Source organism: Streptomyces sp. CA-142005 (assembly GCF_050942335.1).
Taxonomy (GTDB): Bacteria; Actinomycetota; Actinomycetes; order Streptomycetales; family Streptomycetaceae; genus Streptomyces.
In genome coordinates this window covers 1,678,151-1,695,137 of the sequence record NZ_CP192078.1, presented here as the reverse complement: position 1 = coordinate 1,695,137, position 16,987 = coordinate 1,678,151, and the positions used below count along the sequence as shown (strand labels likewise).

The window sequence follows — 16,987 nt, the reverse complement described above, 5'->3', positions numbered from 1 at the left end:
CAAAGGAGTTCCTCACCATGACCGTACGCGTCGGCATCAACGGCTTCGGCCGCATCGGCCGCACCTATCTCCGCGCGGCCCTCGACCGGGCGGAGGCGGGCACCCAGGACGTCCACGTCGTCGCGATCAACGACATCGCCCCGCCCGCCACCCTCGCCCACCTCCTTGAGTACGACTCGACGTTCGGGCACATCGGACGCGAGGTCGTGCACGACGACAGCTCGATCACCGTCGACGGCCGGCGTATCGCCGTCACCGCCGAGCGCGACCCGGCCGCCCTGCACTGGTCCGACTACGGAGCCGGCATCGTCATCGAGTCCACCGGCCGCTTCCGCGACCGCGACACCGCGGCCTTGCACCTGAAGGCCGGCGCCCACACAGTGCTGCTCTCGGCGCCCGGCAAGGACGTGGACGCCACCCTGGTGATGGGGCGTCAACGACGACACCTATGACCGAACCGTGACCGAATCATCTCGGCCGCCTCCTGCACCACCAACTGCCTCGCGCCGATGGTCAAGGTGCTCGACGAGAACTTCGGCATCGACCGCGGCCTGCTGACCACCGTCCACGGCTACACCAACGACCAGTCCCTGCTCGACGGCCCTCACAAGGACCTGCGCCGCGCCCGCTCGGCGGCATTGAGCATCATCCCCACCAGCACGGGCGCCGCCCGCGCTGTCGGCCTCGTACTGCCGGAGCTGGCCGGCGCGCTGGACGGGATCGCCGTCCGGGTACCCGTGGAAGACGGTTCGCTCACCGACCTCACGGTGGTGCTGAACCGAGAGGCCACGGCCGACGAGATCAACGCCGCCTTCGCCGAGGCCGCCGACGGCCCGATGAACGGCATCCTGCGCGTCTCGACGGCGCCCATCGTCTCCCGCGACGTCATCGGCGACCCGGCCTCTTGCATCTTCGACGCCCCGCTCACCCAGGCCAACGGCACCCTCGCCAAGGTCTTCGGCTGGTACGACAACGAATGGGGCTACACCAACCGGCTGCTGGACCTCACTGCGCTGGTCGCCGACGGCTGATGGACACGGGAGCGAGCGATGCCCCTGTGCCTCAAGCGTGGGGCACAGGGACGCCGGCCCGCTGCAGGCGCACCGAGATGGGGACTTGGCACCGCTGAGCAACGGCCAGCAGCTGTAGGTGGTCGCTGGAGCCCCGTCAACGAGACCGGCGAAGGACACGGGTCACACGGGCCAGGTTCAGCCCGTATCCGACGCCGAAGGCGTGCGGCGTGAAGAGGGCGTCGCTGTCGGGATCCCAGAACTCGCGGGACATCCTCTCCAGTGTGGGCCGCCGGAAGTCGTACGGGAGGCCGAAGACGCGCCCTGTCCAGGTGCGCGCCATTGAGGGTTTGCGCAGTTCCTTCGCCACGGCTGCAGCGACGACCGCGCCGACGGCAACGAGCACCACGCTCTTTCGCAGTTGCCTGTTCATGGTCGGACGCTACGCGGCGTCCAGGCACGAGGCCAAGGCCATGGCGCAGCGCAACCGGGCTGCCGCGTAGCAGGTGTTCCTGGTCGTTTGTGCCGGCAGCAGACTTACAGGACGTCGCCACTGGACAAGACGTGCACCTCGGCGCCGAGGCGGGCCGCCTCGATCTTGTTACCCCACCGCTGTCACCTCTCGCAGACGCGCGGTCGCGAAACGTGAGAACTCAGGGCCGACCGGCCCAGCGCCCAGCCCCGACAGCCCCTGGGACTGCCCTGCCGTCCGCTGGATGCTCGAACCATCGAGAAGCTTGGAGGAGATCCCTGATGTCGGACGCCGTGCTCAACCGACCCCCGGTTCACGCCCTGCTCGCTGACGGCACCACCGTGTGCATCCGTCCTGCGACCCCCGCCGACCACGACCAGGTGCAGGGACTCTATGAGGAGATGTCGCCGGAGACTCTCCGCCTGCGGTTCTTCTCGCCGAGCTCGCGGTCCGCCGCCCTGGCCGCCGACCGGGCCTGCGCCCCGGCGCGCTCCGGCTACCGGGCCCTGCTGGCCGAGATGCACGGTCAGGTGATCGGTCTAGCCGAGTATGACAGCGCGGGGGAGAAGGACGAGGCCGAGATATCCATCGCCGTCTGCGATGGGCTGCACCACCGAGGAGCAGGCACCCTGCTCGTCGAGCACCTGGTCTCCGCCGCCCGGGCCGACGGCATCACCACCTTCACCGCCGACGCGCTCAGCGAGAACCGCGAGATACTCCGGCTCTTCGCCGACCTCGGCCTGCGCACCGCCCGCCACTTCGAGGGCCCCGAGGTCCGCTGCACCATCCGGCTCGACACGGACGACGCCTATCTGTCGGCCGTGGAGGCCCGGGGCCGGGCCGCCGACGTGGCCAGCCTCAAGCCGCTGCTGTGCCCGAGCGTGGTCGCAGTCGTCGGTGCCGGACGCAAACCCGGCTCGGTCGGCCGGGCGATCCTGCACCATCTGAAGGCGGGCGGTTACACCCGCCGTCTGTTCGCCGTGAACCCGAGTGTCAACCACATTCTCGGCGTGCCGTCGTACCCGTCCGTGAGCGCGCTGCCGAAGACCCCCGACCTGGTGGTCGTGGCCGTCCCGGCCGCAGCGGTGCCGGTCGCGGCCGAGGAGTGCGGCAAGGCCGGCGTCCGGGCGCTGCTCGTCGTCACCTCCGGCCTCGACGCCGGCCAGGCGCAGGCGCTGCTGGCCACCTGCCGCACCCACGGCATGCGCCTGGTGGGACCCAACTGCCTCGGCATCTCCAACACCGAACCAGACCTGCGCCTGGACGCCACCTTCGCCGCCGACCACCCCCGACCCGGTACCGCGGGCGTCGCCGTACAGTCCGGCGGGGTCGGCATCGCCCTGCTCGACGGGCTGTCCCGGCTCGGCATCGGCGTCTCGTCCTTCGCCTCCCTCGGCGACAAATACGACGTCAGCGGCAACGACATGCTCCAGTGGTGGGAGAGCGACGGCCGCACCGGACTGGCGCTGCTGCACCTGGAGTCCTTCGGTAGCCCCCGCGCGTTCTCCCGCACGGCCCGCCGCGTCACCCGCCGCATGCCGGTGCTGACCGTCGACGCGGGTCGTACCGAGGCGGGTCGACAGGCCGCCGCCTCCCACACCGCGGCCGCCGCCACCCGCACCATGACCCGGCAGGCGCTGTTCAGCCAGGCCGGCATCACCGCCACCCGCTCGGTCGGCGAACTCCTCGAAACCGCCGCCCTGATGCACTCCCAGCCGCTTCCCGCGGGCACCCGCGTCGTGATCGTCACCAATGCGGGCGGTGCGGGCGTCCTCGCCGCGGACGCCTGCACAGAGGCGGGACTGGCTCTGCCGCCGCTGCCTGCTGACGTCGTCGACGACCTGCTCGCTGTGCTCCCGCAGGGTGCGGCGGTCGGCAACCCCGTCGACGCCACCGCGGCCGTCACGGAGGACCAGCTCGCGGACTGCCTGGACCGGTTGACGCGCCACCCGGGCTTCGACGCCGTCCTGGTGGCCCTCGTACCCACGGCGGTCGCCGCGGCGACCGGTGACGACCTCATCCGGGCACTCACCGACGCCCCCGCGCACCGGGCCAAGCCGGTTGCCGCCGTACGCCTCGAACAGGACCTGCCGGTCAAGCTGCTGCCCGCCGCCGACGCGGGTACCATCCCCTCGTACGCCGAACCCCAGGCGGCGGCACGGGCGCTGGCCCACGCCGCACGCCGCGCGGCCTGGCTCGCCCGGCCCGTAGGGACGGTCCCGGAACTCGACGGCATCGACACCGCCCATGCCCACGAGATCACTGACACCTTTCTGGCCGCGCATCCGGACGGAGGCTGGCTCGACCCGCGCACCTGCGCCGACCTGCTGACCTGCTACGGCATCCCGCAGATTCCGTGGGCGTGGGCGGAGACCGAGGACGATGCCGTCCGCGCGGCCCAGCGGCTGCGCGGCCCGGACGGGCGAGTGGTGATGAAGGCCCACTGGCCGGGACTGGTGCACAAGAGTGAGCAACATGCCGTGCATCTCGACCTCCAGGGCGATGCTCAAGTCCGGTCCGGCTTCCGGGACTTCGAGACCCGGTTCGCGGGGCTGCTCACCGGTGTGGTCATCCAGCCGCTTGCCGCGCGCGGCACCGAACTGTTCGCGGGCGTCGTCCAGGACGAGGTCTTCGGCCCGCTCGTGCTGTTCGGGCTCGGCGGCACCGCGACCGAGGTCCTCGGCGACCACGCCGCACGACTTGCCCCGATCACCGACCACGACGTGCACGACCTGATCACCGCGCCGCGCTGCGCGCCGCTGCTGTTCGGAGCCCGCGGCAACGGGCCAGTCGATCTCGAAGGCCTGGAGCAGCTGCTCCTGCGCCTGTCCCGCATGGCGGCCGACCTGCCGCAACTCGCCGAGGTCGACTTCAACCCCGTGCTCGCGACCACGGCCGACGTCTCCGTGCTCGACGCGCGGGTGCGGCTGGTGCCGCGCACGCCCCAGGACCCCTATCTGCGCCGACTCCGCTGAGGAGGAACCAGAGATGAAGCACGACAAGGTCGGCTCCGTGATGGCCACGGACGTCGTTCGCGCCTCGTACGGCACCCCCTTCAAGGAACTCGCCCGGCTGCTCGCTCACCACAGGATCAGGGGACTGCCGGTCGTGGACGAGGACGAGAAGGTCATCGGCGTCATCTCCGAGACCGACTTGATGGCCCGCCAGGCCGAGACACCCGACCCGTACGAGCCGAAGCGCCGCTTCCGGGCCGTGGCGTTGACACGCGGCGGAAGGCGGAGGGCCGCGAAGGCGGCGGCCCGCACCGCCGGCCAGCTGATGACCGAACCGCCCGTCACCGTGCGCGCCGAGGACACCATCGTCGAGGCCGCGCGGACCATGGCCCAGCGGCGGGGTGGAGCGGCTGCCGGTCGTGGACGAGGAGGACCGGCTCGTCGGCATCGTCACCCGTCGGGACCTGCTTCAGGTCTTCCTTCGGCCGGACACGGAGATCCGCGACGAGGTGGTCGAGGAAGTCCTTGTCCGCGCGCTGTGGCTGCCGCCGCAGAGCGTCGACGTCTCCGTGGTGGAGGGTGTGGTCACGCTCGCCGGTCAGATGGAGCGCAAGAGTGAGACGGAGATCGCCGTCTCCATGACCAAGCAGATCGACGGCGTGGTCGCGGTGGTCGACGACCTCACCTACCGCCTGGACGACAGCCACGTCCAGCCTGCCGGACAGGCCCTGCACGGCGTGGCCGATGACTGGCTGCGCAAACTGTGAGGGGGGCGGACCGCCATGACCGGCGAGGTCCTGATCGCGTACGCGACGACGAACGGATCGACCGCGCAGATCGCCGAAGCCGTCGCCCAGGTCCTGTGCAGGGAGGGGCTGACGGCCGAGGCACAGCCTGCACGATCGGTGGCGAGCATCGAGATGTACGACGCTGTGGTGGTCGGGGGCGCGCTGTACGCCGGCCGCTGGCACAAGGACGCGCGCGGCTTCGTTCGCCGCCACCGCCGCGCACTGGCCGAACGTCCGCTGTGGTTCTTCAGCAGCGGGCCGCTGGACGCTTCAGCCTCGGAGCGGAACATCCCGCCCGTGTCCGGCGTGAGGCGCGCCATGGACCGGCTCGGCGTGAGGGAGCACGTCACCTTCGGCGGCTGCCTGGAGCAGGGGGCGCGGGGCAGAGTCGCACGGATGATCCTCCGCAACGGCAAGGGCGGTGACTTCCGCGACTTCCCCGCGATCGAGGCCTGGGCGCAGCGGGTAGCAGAGGAACTGACGGCTGCTTAGGCCATCACTGACCTGCCTTAACCCGCCTACGCTTCCGGCATGATGGACACCGGACACCGGGCTTCGCGCAGCAAGGTTTGCACGAAGCCCGCGTCCCCGCCGGAGCCGCGTCCCACGACCAGGAGTGCGGCGCCCTCGGCATGGTGGATCAACGCATGGTCTTCCCAAGTGGCACGGTCCTCCTCGGGAACACCGAAGGGCGACCCGGCGGCGCAGGAGGGGAGTTCCCAGGCGTGTACGGCGTACAGCCGTACACCCCGGACCTGGGCGGCGTCGAAGGCGAAGTCGATGGCCCGCTCCGCTGGATGACGGGCGTCGATCCCGAGGGTGACCTGTGTGACCCGGCGTGCCGGACCTGCGACGGGGTCGATGGCGTCCGGTATGAGTACCACGGGGCACATGGAGACGCCTCGTGCGCCGCCCAGTCCACGGCCGTATGACTACGGCCTGTCCGGTTGGCGCAGGCAATGATGACTTGACGGGCGCAGGGGCCGGATGGACCTGCGAGAGCCCTTGCGGCCCATATCCGACCGGGTCCCCTCAGGAAGACGCTGGCAGTACCAAGCAGAACAAGCGCAGGAGGTGCGCACCATGCTGTCGCCCGTCATCGCCGGAGTAGACGGATCGACCGAGAGCCTCGCAGCCGCCGAGTGGGCCGCCCGTGAGGCCGTGCGTCGTGACCGACCGCTGCGACTGGTGCACGCCTGGAACTGGCATCCCCGCCAGACGGAAGGGGAGCCGGCGAACGCCGCGCAGCGGCATCTGGCGCGCCGCGTCCTGCGCCAGGCGGAGGAGCGCATCCGCATCGCCGTACCCGGCGTGCGCCTCACCGACGAGCAGGTCGAGGGCCCGGCGACCGCGGCCTTGCTGGAGGCCGCTGGACAGGCCGAACTGCTGGTCCTGGGCTCGCGCGGCCTGAGCGGCTTCACCGGACTTCTCGTCGGCTCCGTCGCCCAAGGGGTGGTCGCGAAGGCCACCCGTCCCGTGGTCCTCGTACGGACAGGGGAGGAGGCCGAGGACGAGCACGTCCCGGCGAACGACGGCAGCCCGTCCATCCGGACCGGATACCTCGATGTGGTGCTCGGCATCGACCTCGCTGACGCCTGCGACGAGGTGATCGAGTTCGCGTTCGAGGAAGCCAGGTTGCGGCAGGCCCGGCTGCGGGTCGTGTACGCCTGGCAGCCGCCTTCTGCCATCAGCCTCGGCCCCGGAGACATCGCTCTGGTCAACGATCCCGCGCGGGCCGAGGAGTGGCAGGCATTCCTGTCCGCTGTCCTGAAGGTGTGGCGTGACAAGTATCCCGAGACCGAGATCCTGGAGACCGTTGTGGAGGGCAAGGCCTCCACCGCGCTGGTCCGGGCCGCCTCCGCGGCGAGCCTTCTCGTCGTCGGCCGCCGCCTGTCCGAGCGGCCGACGGTTCCGCGCATCGGCCCCGTCACCCACGCCGCCGTCCACCACGTCGGCTGCCCGCTGGCCGTCGTGCCCCACGAGTGAGAGACCGGAGAGCGCGATGAGCACACCGACAACCTACGTGTACGCCTTCGCCGAAGGCAGCCGGGAGATGGCCGGCCTGCTCGGCGGCAAGGGAGCCGGCCTGGCCGAGATGACCCGGCTCGGACTGCCCGTGCCGCCGGGCTTCACCGTCACCACCGAGGCCTGCAAGGTCTATCTCGCCACGGGAGAGGAGCCGCCCGAACTCGGCGTCGAGGAGGCCCGTGCCCTGGCCGCCCTGGAAGGGGCCATGGGACGCACCCTCGGTGCGGCCGACGACCCGCTGTTGGTGTCCGTACGCTCCGGCGCCCGCTTCTCGATGCCCGGCATGATGGAGACGATTCTCGACATCGGCCTCAACGACCAGTCCGTCACCGGCCTCGCCAAGGCGTCCGGACGGGAGCGGTTCGCCTGTGACTCCTACCGTCGGCTCGTGCAGATGTTCGGCCGCATCGTGATGGGCGTGGACGGTGACCTGTTCGAACAGGCCATCGCCGCACACAAGGCGCAGCGCGGGACACGCGACGACCATGACCTCGATGCCGGGGAACTCGCCCTGATCACCGAGGAGTTCAAGGCGATCATCCGGCGGGAGACGGGTGAGGACTTCCCGCAGAATCCCGTCGAGCAGCTCCAGCGCGCCATTCGGGCGGTCTTCGACTCCTGGAACGGCGAGCGCGCCCGCCTCTACCGCCGCCGCGAGCACATCCCCGACGATCTGGGTACCGCCGTCAACGTCCAGGCGATGGTGTTCGGCAACCTCGGCCCCGACTCCGGCACCGGCGTCGCCTTCACCCGCGATCCGGCCACCGGAGCCCGCGGCATGTACGGCGACTACCTGCCCGACGCCCAGGGCGAGGACGTCGTCTCGGGAGTCCGCGACGCCGTACCCCTGAGCGAGCTGAAGATCCTCGATCCCCGCTCGTACGTCGAGCTCGGAGACCACCTGCGCACGCTGGAGAACCGCTACCGGGACCTGTGCGACGTCGAGTTCACTGTCGAGCGCGGCCGACTGTGGATTCTCCAGACGCGGGTCGGCAAGCGCACCGCCGAGGCGTCTTTCCGTATCGCCCACGACCTGCGCGAGGAGAAGACGATCACGGCCGACGAGGCACTGGCCCGCGTGGACGGAGCCGAGCTGACCCGGTTGATGTTCCCCCGCTTCGACACCACCCCCGCCGACGTGCCTCTCGCACACGGCGTACCGGCCTCACCGGGCGCAGCAGTCGGGGTCGTCGTCTTCGACTCCGCCGAGGCCCAGCGCCGAGCCGCTGACGGAGAGAAGACGATCCTCGTGCGACGTGAGACGACCCCCGACGACCTGCCCGGAATGATCGCCGCTCAGGCCGTCCTCACCAGCCGGGGCGGCAAGACCAGCCACGCCGCCGTCGTCGCGCGCGGCATGGGCAAGGTGTGCGTGTGCGGGGCCGAGTCGCTGACCGTCGACCCGATCGCCCGCCGGCTCACCACGGACTCAGGAGTCGTCGTACGCGAGGGCGACATCCTCTCCGTCGACGGAACCGCCGGCACCGTGCACCTCGGCGCCCTGCCGCTCACCGCCTCTGACGTCGGGCGCGCGCTGGAGACCGGTGAGAGCACGGGCTCGCTGACCGAGCCGGTCCTGACGGCACTCGCGCACGCGGACCGCGTTCGCCGCCTTCAGGTACGGGCGAACGCCGACACGCCCGAGGACGCCGCACGCGCCCGCCGGCTCGGCGCCCAGGGCATCGGCCTGTGCCGCACCGAGCACATGTTCCTGGGCGACCGCAGGACGCTGGTCGAGGCGATGATCCTGGCCCGCGACGACACGGCCCGCGAGGAGGCTCTCGCGACGCTGCTGCCGCTGCAGCGCGAGGACTTCATGGGCATCCTCACAGCCATGGACGGGCTGCCGGTGACCATTCGCCTCATCGACCCGCCGCTGCACGAGTTCCTGCCCGACCGCACCGCGCTGGCCGTCCGCGTGGCGAGCGCCACCCACCCGGACGTCCACGACCGCCAACTGCTCGATGCCGTCGAGCGCCTGCATGAGCAGAACCCGATGCTGGGCCTGCGCGGCGTCCGGCTCGGACTGGCCGTCCCCGGCCTCATGGCCATGCAGGTCCGCGCGATCGCCGAGGCCGTCGTCCACCGGCTGCGCGTGGGCGGCCGGCCGCACGCCGAGATCATGATCCCGCTCGTCGATACAGTCGAGGAACTGCGCCTGGCCCGGACGGAATCGGAGCGCGTGCTAGCCGAAGTCACGGCGGAGACAGGGGAGTCCCTGCATCTCCCGATCGGCACAATGATCGAACTGCCGCGTGCGGCCCTCACCGCCGGACGCATCGCCGACGCCGCCGACTTCTTCTCCTTCGGTACCAACGACCTTACCCAGACCACCTGGGGATTGTCCCGCGACGACGCCGAGGCCTCCTTCTTCCCGCTGTACCTGGGGAAGGGGATCTTCAGCGTGTCACCCTTCGAGACGATCGACCAGGAGGGCGTAGGCAAGCTCGTAGAGCTGGCCGTGGAGGCGGGCCGTGCCGTCAACCCCGGGCTGGAGACCGGGGTGTGCGGCGAACACGGCGGCGACCCGGAGTCCATCCACTTCTTCCACCGGGCGGGCCTCGACTACGTCTCCTGCTCCCCCTTCCGCATCCCGGCCGCCCGGCTGGAGGCGGGACGAGCAGCCCTCACGGAAACCGAAACCAGCGACAGCCGGTGACGGTCACGTCCGGCTTGGCGATCGGGGTCCCCAGGTATCCCGGCGCAGCCCGGGTGCTGCGCGTGCGGGGCGTGTGACCGGAACCGCATCCACCGGGGACGTGGGCCCGCACCCCACACCGGTCGTGGGCCGACTCGGCGACCAGTACGGCAAGCGCCGGAAGTTGATCGCGGGCCTCGCGGCGATGGTGGTCGGCGCGCTGGTCAGCGGGTGCACGAGCACTCTGCTCCGATGCTCGCCGGCCGTACCCGCAGTGCTTCGCCATGGGCGCGGTCGCCGAGCCCCGGGGTCGGTCGGCGTGTGAACAGGGACATCCGGCCCTGCCTGCGCCGCCTCCTCAGGAGTTCACTGACGCTTACAGGCGTCGGCATCCCGTCGGCGCTGCGCCGTGCGTGCACCGCTGCCGCCGCAGGGGCGGGACCGCTGCACGGCTCTTGACCACATTCGGCCGCCCGTGACAGCGGGCGACGGAACGGAGGGACGTCATGACCGACGCTCCGCAGCAGTCCCGGGCCTACCTCGTCGGCGGCGGAATCGCCTCTCTGGCGGCTGCCGCATTCCTGATCCGCGACGGCGGCTTCCCCGGCGGGAACATCCACATCCTCGAGGAACTCCCGCTCGCGGGCGGCTCGATGGACGGCCGCGGTGAGCCCACCGGATACGTCAGCCGGGGCGGCCGCATGCTGGAGGACGAGGCCTACACGTGCCTGTGGAACCTCCTGGAGACCATCCCCACCCTCACCGACGAAACCATGTCGGTGCGCGAGGAGATCCGTGAGTTCAGCGCCAAGTGGCCCACCGATGCCAAGGCCCGCCTGATCGGCAAGGGGCCAGAGATCCTTGACGCCTCCGACTACGGCCTCGACACCCGGGACCGTCTGGAGCTGACCCGGCTGCTCGTGCTCCCGGAGGCGGTGATCGGGGCGCGGCGGATCGAGGACTTCTTCTCCCCGCACTTCTTCGAGACCAACTTCTGGGCGATGTGGCGCACAACGTTCGCCTTCCAGAACTGGCACAGCGCCATTGAGCTCAGGCGCTACTTCCTGCGTTTCATGCAGGAGATCCCGCGCATGCACACCCTGGCGGGCGTGCGCCGCACCCGGCTCAACCAGTACGACTCGATCATCCGCCCGCTGCAGACCTGGCTGGAGGAGCGCGGCGTACGTTTCGAGCACGGCGTGCGGGTCACCGATGTCGACTTCGTCACCGAGGAGGACGGCATCCGGCGGGTGCGACGCCTCCACCTCGACCGCGCCGGACTGCCGGACGCGTACGACCTCGCGGACACCGATTACGCGTTCCTCACCCTTGGCTCGATGACCGCCGACGCCGCGTACGGCAGTGACGACACCGCTCCCGAGCTGATCCGCGACAAGCGCGACGGCGGATGGCGGCTGTGGGAGACGATAGCGGCCAAGGCGGACGACTTCGGGCGCCCGGCTGCCTTCTACGGCAACGTGGACGAGGCGAAGTGGGAGTCGTTCACCTTGACCATGCGCAGCCCTCTGCTCCTGCACCGCATCGAGGAGCTGTCCGGCAACCTTCCCGGCACCGGCGCGCTGATGACGTTCAAGGACTCCAACTGGCTGATGTCCATTGTCGTACCGCACGCCCCGCACTTCGAGGGACAGCCCGAGGACGTCTACACCCTGTGGGGCTACGGCCTCTTCGTCGACAACGAGGGCGACTTCGTCGGCCGGACGATGGCCGAGGCCACCGGCCGGGAGATCCTCACCGAACTGCTCAACCACCTCGGCCTGTGGGACATCGAGGAGCAGGTCGCGGCGACGGCGACCGTGATCCCGGTGATGCTGCCCTACATCACCGCCCAGTTCGCCCCGCGCACCACACATGACCGACCGCTGGTCATTCCGCGTGGCGCCGCGAACTTCGCTTTCCTCGGCCAGTTCACGGAGATTCCGGAGGACGTCGTGTTCACCGTCGAGTACTCCGTCCGTGGCGCCATGCACGCCGTCTACGGCCTGCTCGGCCTCGACGGCGAGATCCCTGGCATCTTCCACGCCCTCGCCGACCCGAAGACGGCCGTCGGCGTACTCAAAGCCGCCCTGGCCTGAGCTGTAGTCGGTCCGACCGCAGTTGAGGACACGTGGAGGGCCCAGGTTTGCTCCTGTTGCTGTGGGTGTCCCGTTCGGAAAGGCAGGCTCGGCCTCCGTCGAAGGGGCACACCGGGCTGCCGTCTTGTGACGGGCATCACGCCCCGCCGGGGGCCGGACCGAGGGGCCCAGTCCTCCGCTCCCGCACCGGCTACGGAAAACGACGGGGCGGTGGGCGGATCAGGGCCGGAGACCTTCACCCAACGCGTCGTACTGGGGGGCGTTCCATGGGGCAGCCTCTGCGTCGGCGGCGGGCCCGGATGGTGAGTCGGTCTCGTGAATTCCCTTTCCGGGGCAACGCCGCATCGAGACACAATGTCTTGTTCTAGGCAATCTGTATCTACAGCGTCGCCACGTAGACTGGCCTGGTGCCGAAGCTGTGGAACGAGACGATCGAGGAGCATCGCCGCGCCGTCCGAGATGCGGTGCTGGAGACCACGGCCGCGCTCGTGGCCGAACAGGGGCTGAGGGGCGTGACGATGTCCCGGATCGCCGAGCAAAGCGGCATCGGCCGGGCCACGCTGTACAAGTACTTCCCGGACGTCGAGTCGATCATGATGGCCTGGCATGAGCGTCAGATCGCCGGGCATCTCGATCAACTCGCCGAACTGCGTGACCGCGCCGGTACCCCTGGCGAACGGCTCGCTGCGGTACTGGAGGCGTACGCGTTCATTCAGCAGCAGCGGCACGGTCACGGAGGGGAGTTCTCGGCGCTCCTGCACCGAGGCGACCATGTGGCGCATGCTGAGCAGCATCTGCGTCATTTCGTACGGGGCCTGCTCGTCGAGGCCGCGGAGGCGGGTGAAGTCCGCGGCGACGTCAGTCCGGATGAGCTGGCCGGATTCTGTCTGCATGCGCTCGCGGGGGCCGGTGACCTGCCGTCCAAGGCCGCGGTAAAGCGGCTCGTGACCATGACTCTGGCGGGCCTGCGGCCGGAGGCGTGACCCTGCGCAGGGGATATCGCCTGGTAGGTCGGGCCCGCTCCCGTGCCACCCGTCGGGTGCCTCGCTGCACGGTCCGCGAGGTGGTGCGCGGCCGCGGCACGGCGGCCTGCGTCGGCCCGGGGTACCTCGGTCACGGTGAGCAGCTCCCACCGGCCCTGCGAGCGGCGGAGAGCACACCTGCCAGGGCACGGGTGTCCGTGACCCTGCTCCCAGTCAGCCTCCGGAACATCACCAGCGCGGCCCGCTGCCGACGTCGTACAGGAAATCGCCGCGGGCTTGGGCACCGTCTCCTCGAACGCGATCCGCGCGCCGAAGAGTGTCCCGACCGCGCCGACGGATCTGCGGGACCCTTTCACTGCCGTCGGCCGGGTGAGTGATTCTCCATCCGTGGATGGAGGTCGGTGGAGGTCTTCTCCATCGACCTGTGGGTGGTGGTGCTCCGCAGACTGTGCAGCGCAGTCTTGAGGCATGGGCTCTCTGCACTCGGCACTCGTGCTGATCATCGGCGTCTGTGCTCTGGTCTTCGTCGCGGCCTGGATCGCGGGCGCCGTCTACTTCGGCGTGAAGAGTCCGGCCGGTCCACGTGGCTGGGTCCACGGACTGCGCCGCACCCTGCCGCGCCGGCTGCTGCTGATCGCGGGCGTCTATGCCTTCTTCACTCTGGTCGGGCATTCCCGGGGCTTCTGGCGTCACCTGCAGTACTGGCAGCCTGAGCTGGCGCTCGTGGGTGCCGTCCTCGCCATCGCCTCGACCGCCCTGCTGTTGTGGGCCCGCTGGGTTCTGGGCACGATGTGGGCCAGTGTCCCGACCGTCCAGGAAGACCACGAGCTTCGCACGAGCGGGCCCTACCGGCTGGTCCGCCACCCCATCTATACCGGGCTGCTCGGCTTGATCACCGGCGGCATGCTGGCCTCCGGCTTCGGCGTCTGGACAGCCTTCCTGGCGGTCGCTGTTCCCTGGCTGCTGCGCCGGGTTCGGATCGAGGACGACCTGATGGCCCACCAGTTCGGTGCCGCATACGATGCCTACCGCGCGGAGGTCCCGGCGCTGATTCCCCACATACGTCCGGCCCGGCCGCGCCCCCGCCGGGCGGGCAGCGCGCCGCGTTAGCTTCCGCTGAGTCCGCATCGGAGGCCGTGGGCGGTGAGCCGCAGAGGGCGGCCCGACCGGTGATGGCATGGTGATCGGCGGCCGCACCGGGGCGGATCTCCCCGGAGGGAAGTGACGTGCGTGTGGCGGAGGAGGCATCCGGCGGCGTTGTGACGGGGAGCGGTTCGGCGTCGTGCCGGAACGTAGTGGCCGGTACTGCTGCTGCGCAGCCCCAAGCTGACCGGGGTCGATCACGCGGCGCAGACGGCGCGGCTGCGGGCGGAGGTACTGGCGCGCATCTCCGGCTGCCTCGACGTGTGCGACCAGGCCAACGGCATCGTCGCACAGCCGTCCACGCCGGCAGGGCCGCCGGTGCGCGGAACGTCCGGCTCGGGAGCGTCAACGATCCGGACGCGACCGAGCACATCGTCACCTGGGTGCGTGTCGGCGGCCCGGGCGTCGCTCCCTGCGAATGTTCACCCGGCGTCTGGTGGTGGCGGGCGCGTTCCTGATGCTCATCGCCACCGCGCTGCTGATCGCCTTCTTCTTCCTCGGCTCGGTCTACCTGCAACACCTATGCGGATTCAGCCCGTTGAAGACCGGCCTTGTCTTCCTGCCGGTGGCGGTGGCCACCGGTATCGGCGCCCACCTCGGATCGCGGTCGGTCGGCCGGATGGGCAGCCGTCCCACCGCAGTCGTCGGGATGACCATCGCTGCAGCCGGCAGCGTTCCTCTCACCTGGCTGTCGGCGGACGACAGCGTGTATGCGGGCTTGCTGCCCGGGCTGGTCGTCGCCTCCTTCGGCCTGGGCGCGGTCTTCGTCACAGCGACGACCACCGCGCTGGCCATGGTCGCCCATGATGAGGCAGGACTGGCATCTGCTGTCGTCAACACCTTCCGTGAGGTGGGTGGTTCGATCGGTGTGGCCGTGATGTCGACCGTCGCCGCGGCCGGTATCGAGCGAGGAGCGATCGGGGGTTCCACGGACGCCTTCGTCCTCAGCGCGGTAGCGGCTGCGGCGAGCGCGCTGGTCGCCCTGCTCCTCGTACCGCGAGGGAAGCCACAGATGACAGGTGGCCCGCACGTCCACTGACCGCCGCACAGGAGGCAGCGTCGCGGCAGGCGCTGCCCTCGTGGGTGACCAGTCGCCGGGCCTGCCTGTGCTCGGGCCGCTGGGATGGCTCAGCAGCGTGGCTGCCCGGTCAGTGTTCGTAGGTCGGCCCGACTTCGAGGCGCCGGGTGAACGTCTTGCCTGGCGGCATTCGTTGGGTGCTGCCCGATCTGCAACGACCTGGTGGTCCTGGCCATCGGGGTGAGCGGAGCCCTCTCGTACCGGGCCCCGCTCAGCCGCTCCTGACCGTGGCCTCGTTGACGCTCCTCGCACAGGTCCTGGTGCGTCGGCTGCGTACGGTGGCTTCCTGCCCGTTGCCGAGTGACTCCCCAGCCGCTGACGCCGGTAGCGGGCGGGATCTCACCGTCTACGATGACAACTCATCGGTACCGGACGTGTCGTGCTCCGGAAGTGAAGGGAGGGGCCGTGCGTCGGCTGGGTGAGCTGGAGGCGGAGATCATGGACCGCCTGTGGTCCTGGGGGCGTCCGGCCACCGCGCGCGAAGTGCGGACGGACATCAACAAGCAGCGGCCCATCGCCTACAGTACCGTCAAGACGGTGGCTGACATCCTGCACAGCAAGGGAATGCTGACCCGGCACAAGGAGGGCCGGGCCTGGGTGTACACCCCGACCCGCACGCGCCAGCAATACACCGCGGCGCTGATGCATGAGGCCCTCGGCAGTAACCCGGACACCACCGGCACCCTGGTCAGCTTTCTGGAACAGATCACGCCGGAGGAGGCCCAGGCACTACGCTTGGCGCTCCGAAGGGCGAACAGGCGGAGCGAGGCATGATCACAGCCGTGGCGCTGGCCGGATACGCGGTCCTGGTGGGCGTCGCGGTACCTCCCCGGCTGGCACGCGCGCAATGGCCCGTCCGTGCTCCGGCCGTCGCCGTTCTGGTGTGGCAGGGACTCATGGCCACGTTCGTCATCGCGACCGCCCTGGCCGTGTACCACCTGGTCCTCATCTAGCAGCATACGCACGACGGGGTCGTCGGGCTGCTCACCGCCTGCGGCCTGGCCGCTGACGCGCCCGCGGGCGGCGGCTCGCCGAACCTCGTCGACGTCCTCGCGATTGCTGCGCCGCTGGCGGTCATGCTGCTGCCGCTCGGATGGCTCGCTCGGTGCGCCTGGCTCGCCAGGCGAACCCGTGGCCGCCAGCTCGACATGCTTGCTCTCGTCGGCGAATCGGCCCCCGAATACGGCGCCACGGTCGTCGACCACGGCGTTCCGGCCGTCTACTGCCTGCCTGGGCGCCACTCCCGGGTCGTCGTCACCCGGGGGGCGCTGGACGTCCTCTCCGAAGCTCAGCTGCGTGCCGTGCTGGAGCACGAGCGCGCCCACATCGCAGGCAGGCACCACGTGCCGCGGGTACTCGCCGACGCCTTCGCCCGTGCCTTCCGCGGTCTGTCGCTCGCCCGGCATGCCAAGGATCAGACGTCGCTGCTGCTGGAAATGATCGCCGATGACCGCGCCCTTCGATATCACTCCAGGGACGCGTTGGCCACAGCGATGTGCGAGGTCGCGTCCGGGATGGCGCCGCAAGGGGCCCTCGGGGCCGGCGGGTCGGGTGCCGTCATCCGGCTGCGCCGTGTCCTCACTCCGCAGCCCCGACCTCATCGAGTCACCTGGCTGGGTATCCTCGCGGCTACCGTCGCGGCTCCGCTGCTGCCTCTGCTGGTGGCGTGCGGGCCCTGAACTCACCGGGCATGAGCCCGCACTTCCCCAACAGTTGCGCGCTCTTGCGCAGCACAACACCTCATCAGGGTCCCCTGTCGTCTTGCTGAAGGCTCTGGGTGCCCGGCAAGCGGTAGGG

At 70.3% G+C, this 16,987-nt stretch carries 13 protein-coding genes and 3 pseudogenes; 14 read left to right on the top strand and 2 right to left on the bottom strand.

Annotated features, from left to right (window positions below):
- The first annotated feature begins 17 nt into the window (after positions 1-17).
- Positions 18-1,031, top strand: a pseudogene (gap, locus tag ACQPXS_RS08280) (type I glyceraldehyde-3-phosphate dehydrogenase).
- A gap of 136 nt (positions 1,032-1,167) precedes the next feature.
- Here gap and ACQPXS_RS08275 read toward each other — a convergent pair.
- Positions 1,168-1,443, bottom strand: a complete 276-nt coding sequence (locus tag ACQPXS_RS08275) for a DUF5808 domain-containing protein (RefSeq protein ID WP_433448413.1) — start codon at positions 1,441-1,443, stop codon at positions 1,168-1,170.
- A gap of 320 nt (positions 1,444-1,763) precedes the next feature.
- On the opposite strand from ACQPXS_RS08275, the gene ACQPXS_RS08270 reads away from it, so the two are divergent.
- The 3 genes and pseudogenes from ACQPXS_RS08270 (at position 1,764) to ACQPXS_RS08260 (ending at position 5,716) form a co-directional block, all read left to right on the top strand.
- On the top strand, positions 1,764-4,457 hold the full coding sequence (locus ACQPXS_RS08270; protein ID WP_433448411.1) for a GNAT family N-acetyltransferase: 2,694 nt from the start codon (positions 1,764-1,766) through the stop codon (positions 4,455-4,457).
- A 13-nt stretch (positions 4,458-4,470) separates the two neighbouring features.
- Positions 4,471-5,203 (top strand): annotated as a pseudogene (locus ACQPXS_RS08265) (CBS domain-containing protein).
- Between the two features lie 15 nt (positions 5,204-5,218).
- The gene (locus ACQPXS_RS08260; RefSeq protein WP_433448409.1) at positions 5,219-5,716 is read left to right on the top strand and encodes a flavodoxin domain-containing protein; all 498 of its coding nucleotides are present in this window, start codon (positions 5,219-5,221) and stop codon (positions 5,714-5,716) included.
- A 26-nt stretch (positions 5,717-5,742) separates the two neighbouring features.
- On the opposite strand, the gene ACQPXS_RS08255 is transcribed toward ACQPXS_RS08260, so the two are convergent.
- A complete protein-coding gene (locus tag ACQPXS_RS08255) occupies positions 5,743-6,108 on the bottom strand; it encodes a universal stress protein (protein ID WP_433448407.1) in 366 nt (121 codons plus the stop codon).
- Positions 6,109-6,307: 199 nt separating this feature from the next.
- Between ACQPXS_RS08255 and ACQPXS_RS08250 the strand changes: the two genes are divergently transcribed.
- The 10 genes and pseudogenes from ACQPXS_RS08250 (at position 6,308) to ACQPXS_RS08205 (ending at position 16,869) form a co-directional block, all read left to right on the top strand.
- Positions 6,308-7,210, top strand: coding sequence for a universal stress protein (locus ACQPXS_RS08250; RefSeq protein ID WP_433448405.1), 903 nt, complete (start codon positions 6,308-6,310; stop codon positions 7,208-7,210).
- Between the two features lie 16 nt (positions 7,211-7,226).
- Positions 7,227-9,911, top strand: a complete 2,685-nt coding sequence (gene ppdK, locus ACQPXS_RS08245) for a pyruvate, phosphate dikinase (RefSeq protein WP_433448403.1) — start codon at positions 7,227-7,229, stop codon at positions 9,909-9,911.
- A 485-nt stretch (positions 9,912-10,396) separates the two neighbouring features.
- Complete coding sequence (locus tag ACQPXS_RS08240) at positions 10,397-11,986, top strand: oleate hydratase (protein ID WP_433448401.1); 1,590 nt, start codon at positions 10,397-10,399, stop codon at positions 11,984-11,986.
- 407 nt (positions 11,987-12,393) lie between these two features.
- Positions 12,394-12,969: a TetR/AcrR family transcriptional regulator gene (locus ACQPXS_RS08235; RefSeq protein WP_433448399.1), complete on the top strand. Its 576-nt coding sequence runs from the start codon at positions 12,394-12,396 to the stop codon at positions 12,967-12,969.
- A gap of 468 nt (positions 12,970-13,437) precedes the next feature.
- Entirely contained in the window at positions 13,438-14,079 is a 642-nt protein-coding gene (locus tag ACQPXS_RS08230) for a methyltransferase family protein (protein ID WP_433448397.1), read from the top strand.
- Between the two features lie 149 nt (positions 14,080-14,228).
- A pseudogene (locus ACQPXS_RS08225) lies at positions 14,229-14,570 on the top strand (hypothetical protein).
- Positions 14,492-15,151 (top strand): MFS transporter, encoded by a 660-nt coding sequence (locus ACQPXS_RS08220; protein WP_433455762.1) that lies wholly within the window; start codon positions 14,492-14,494, stop codon positions 15,149-15,151. Before ACQPXS_RS08225 ends, ACQPXS_RS08220 begins: the two are co-directional and overlap by 79 nt.
- Positions 15,152-15,595: 444 nt before the next feature.
- Positions 15,596-15,964 (top strand): BlaI/MecI/CopY family transcriptional regulator, encoded by a 369-nt coding sequence (locus tag ACQPXS_RS08215; RefSeq protein ID WP_433448395.1) that lies wholly within the window; start codon positions 15,596-15,598, stop codon positions 15,962-15,964.
- The gene (locus tag ACQPXS_RS08210; protein WP_433448393.1) at positions 15,961-16,143 is read left to right on the top strand and encodes a hypothetical protein; all 183 of its coding nucleotides are present in this window, start codon (positions 15,961-15,963) and stop codon (positions 16,141-16,143) included. Before ACQPXS_RS08215 ends, ACQPXS_RS08210 begins: the two co-directional genes overlap by 4 nt.
- 123 nt (positions 16,144-16,266) lie before the next feature.
- Entirely contained in the window at positions 16,267-16,869 is a 603-nt protein-coding gene (locus tag ACQPXS_RS08205) for a M56 family metallopeptidase (protein ID WP_433448391.1), read from the top strand.
- Positions 16,870-16,987: the final 118 nt, after the last annotated feature.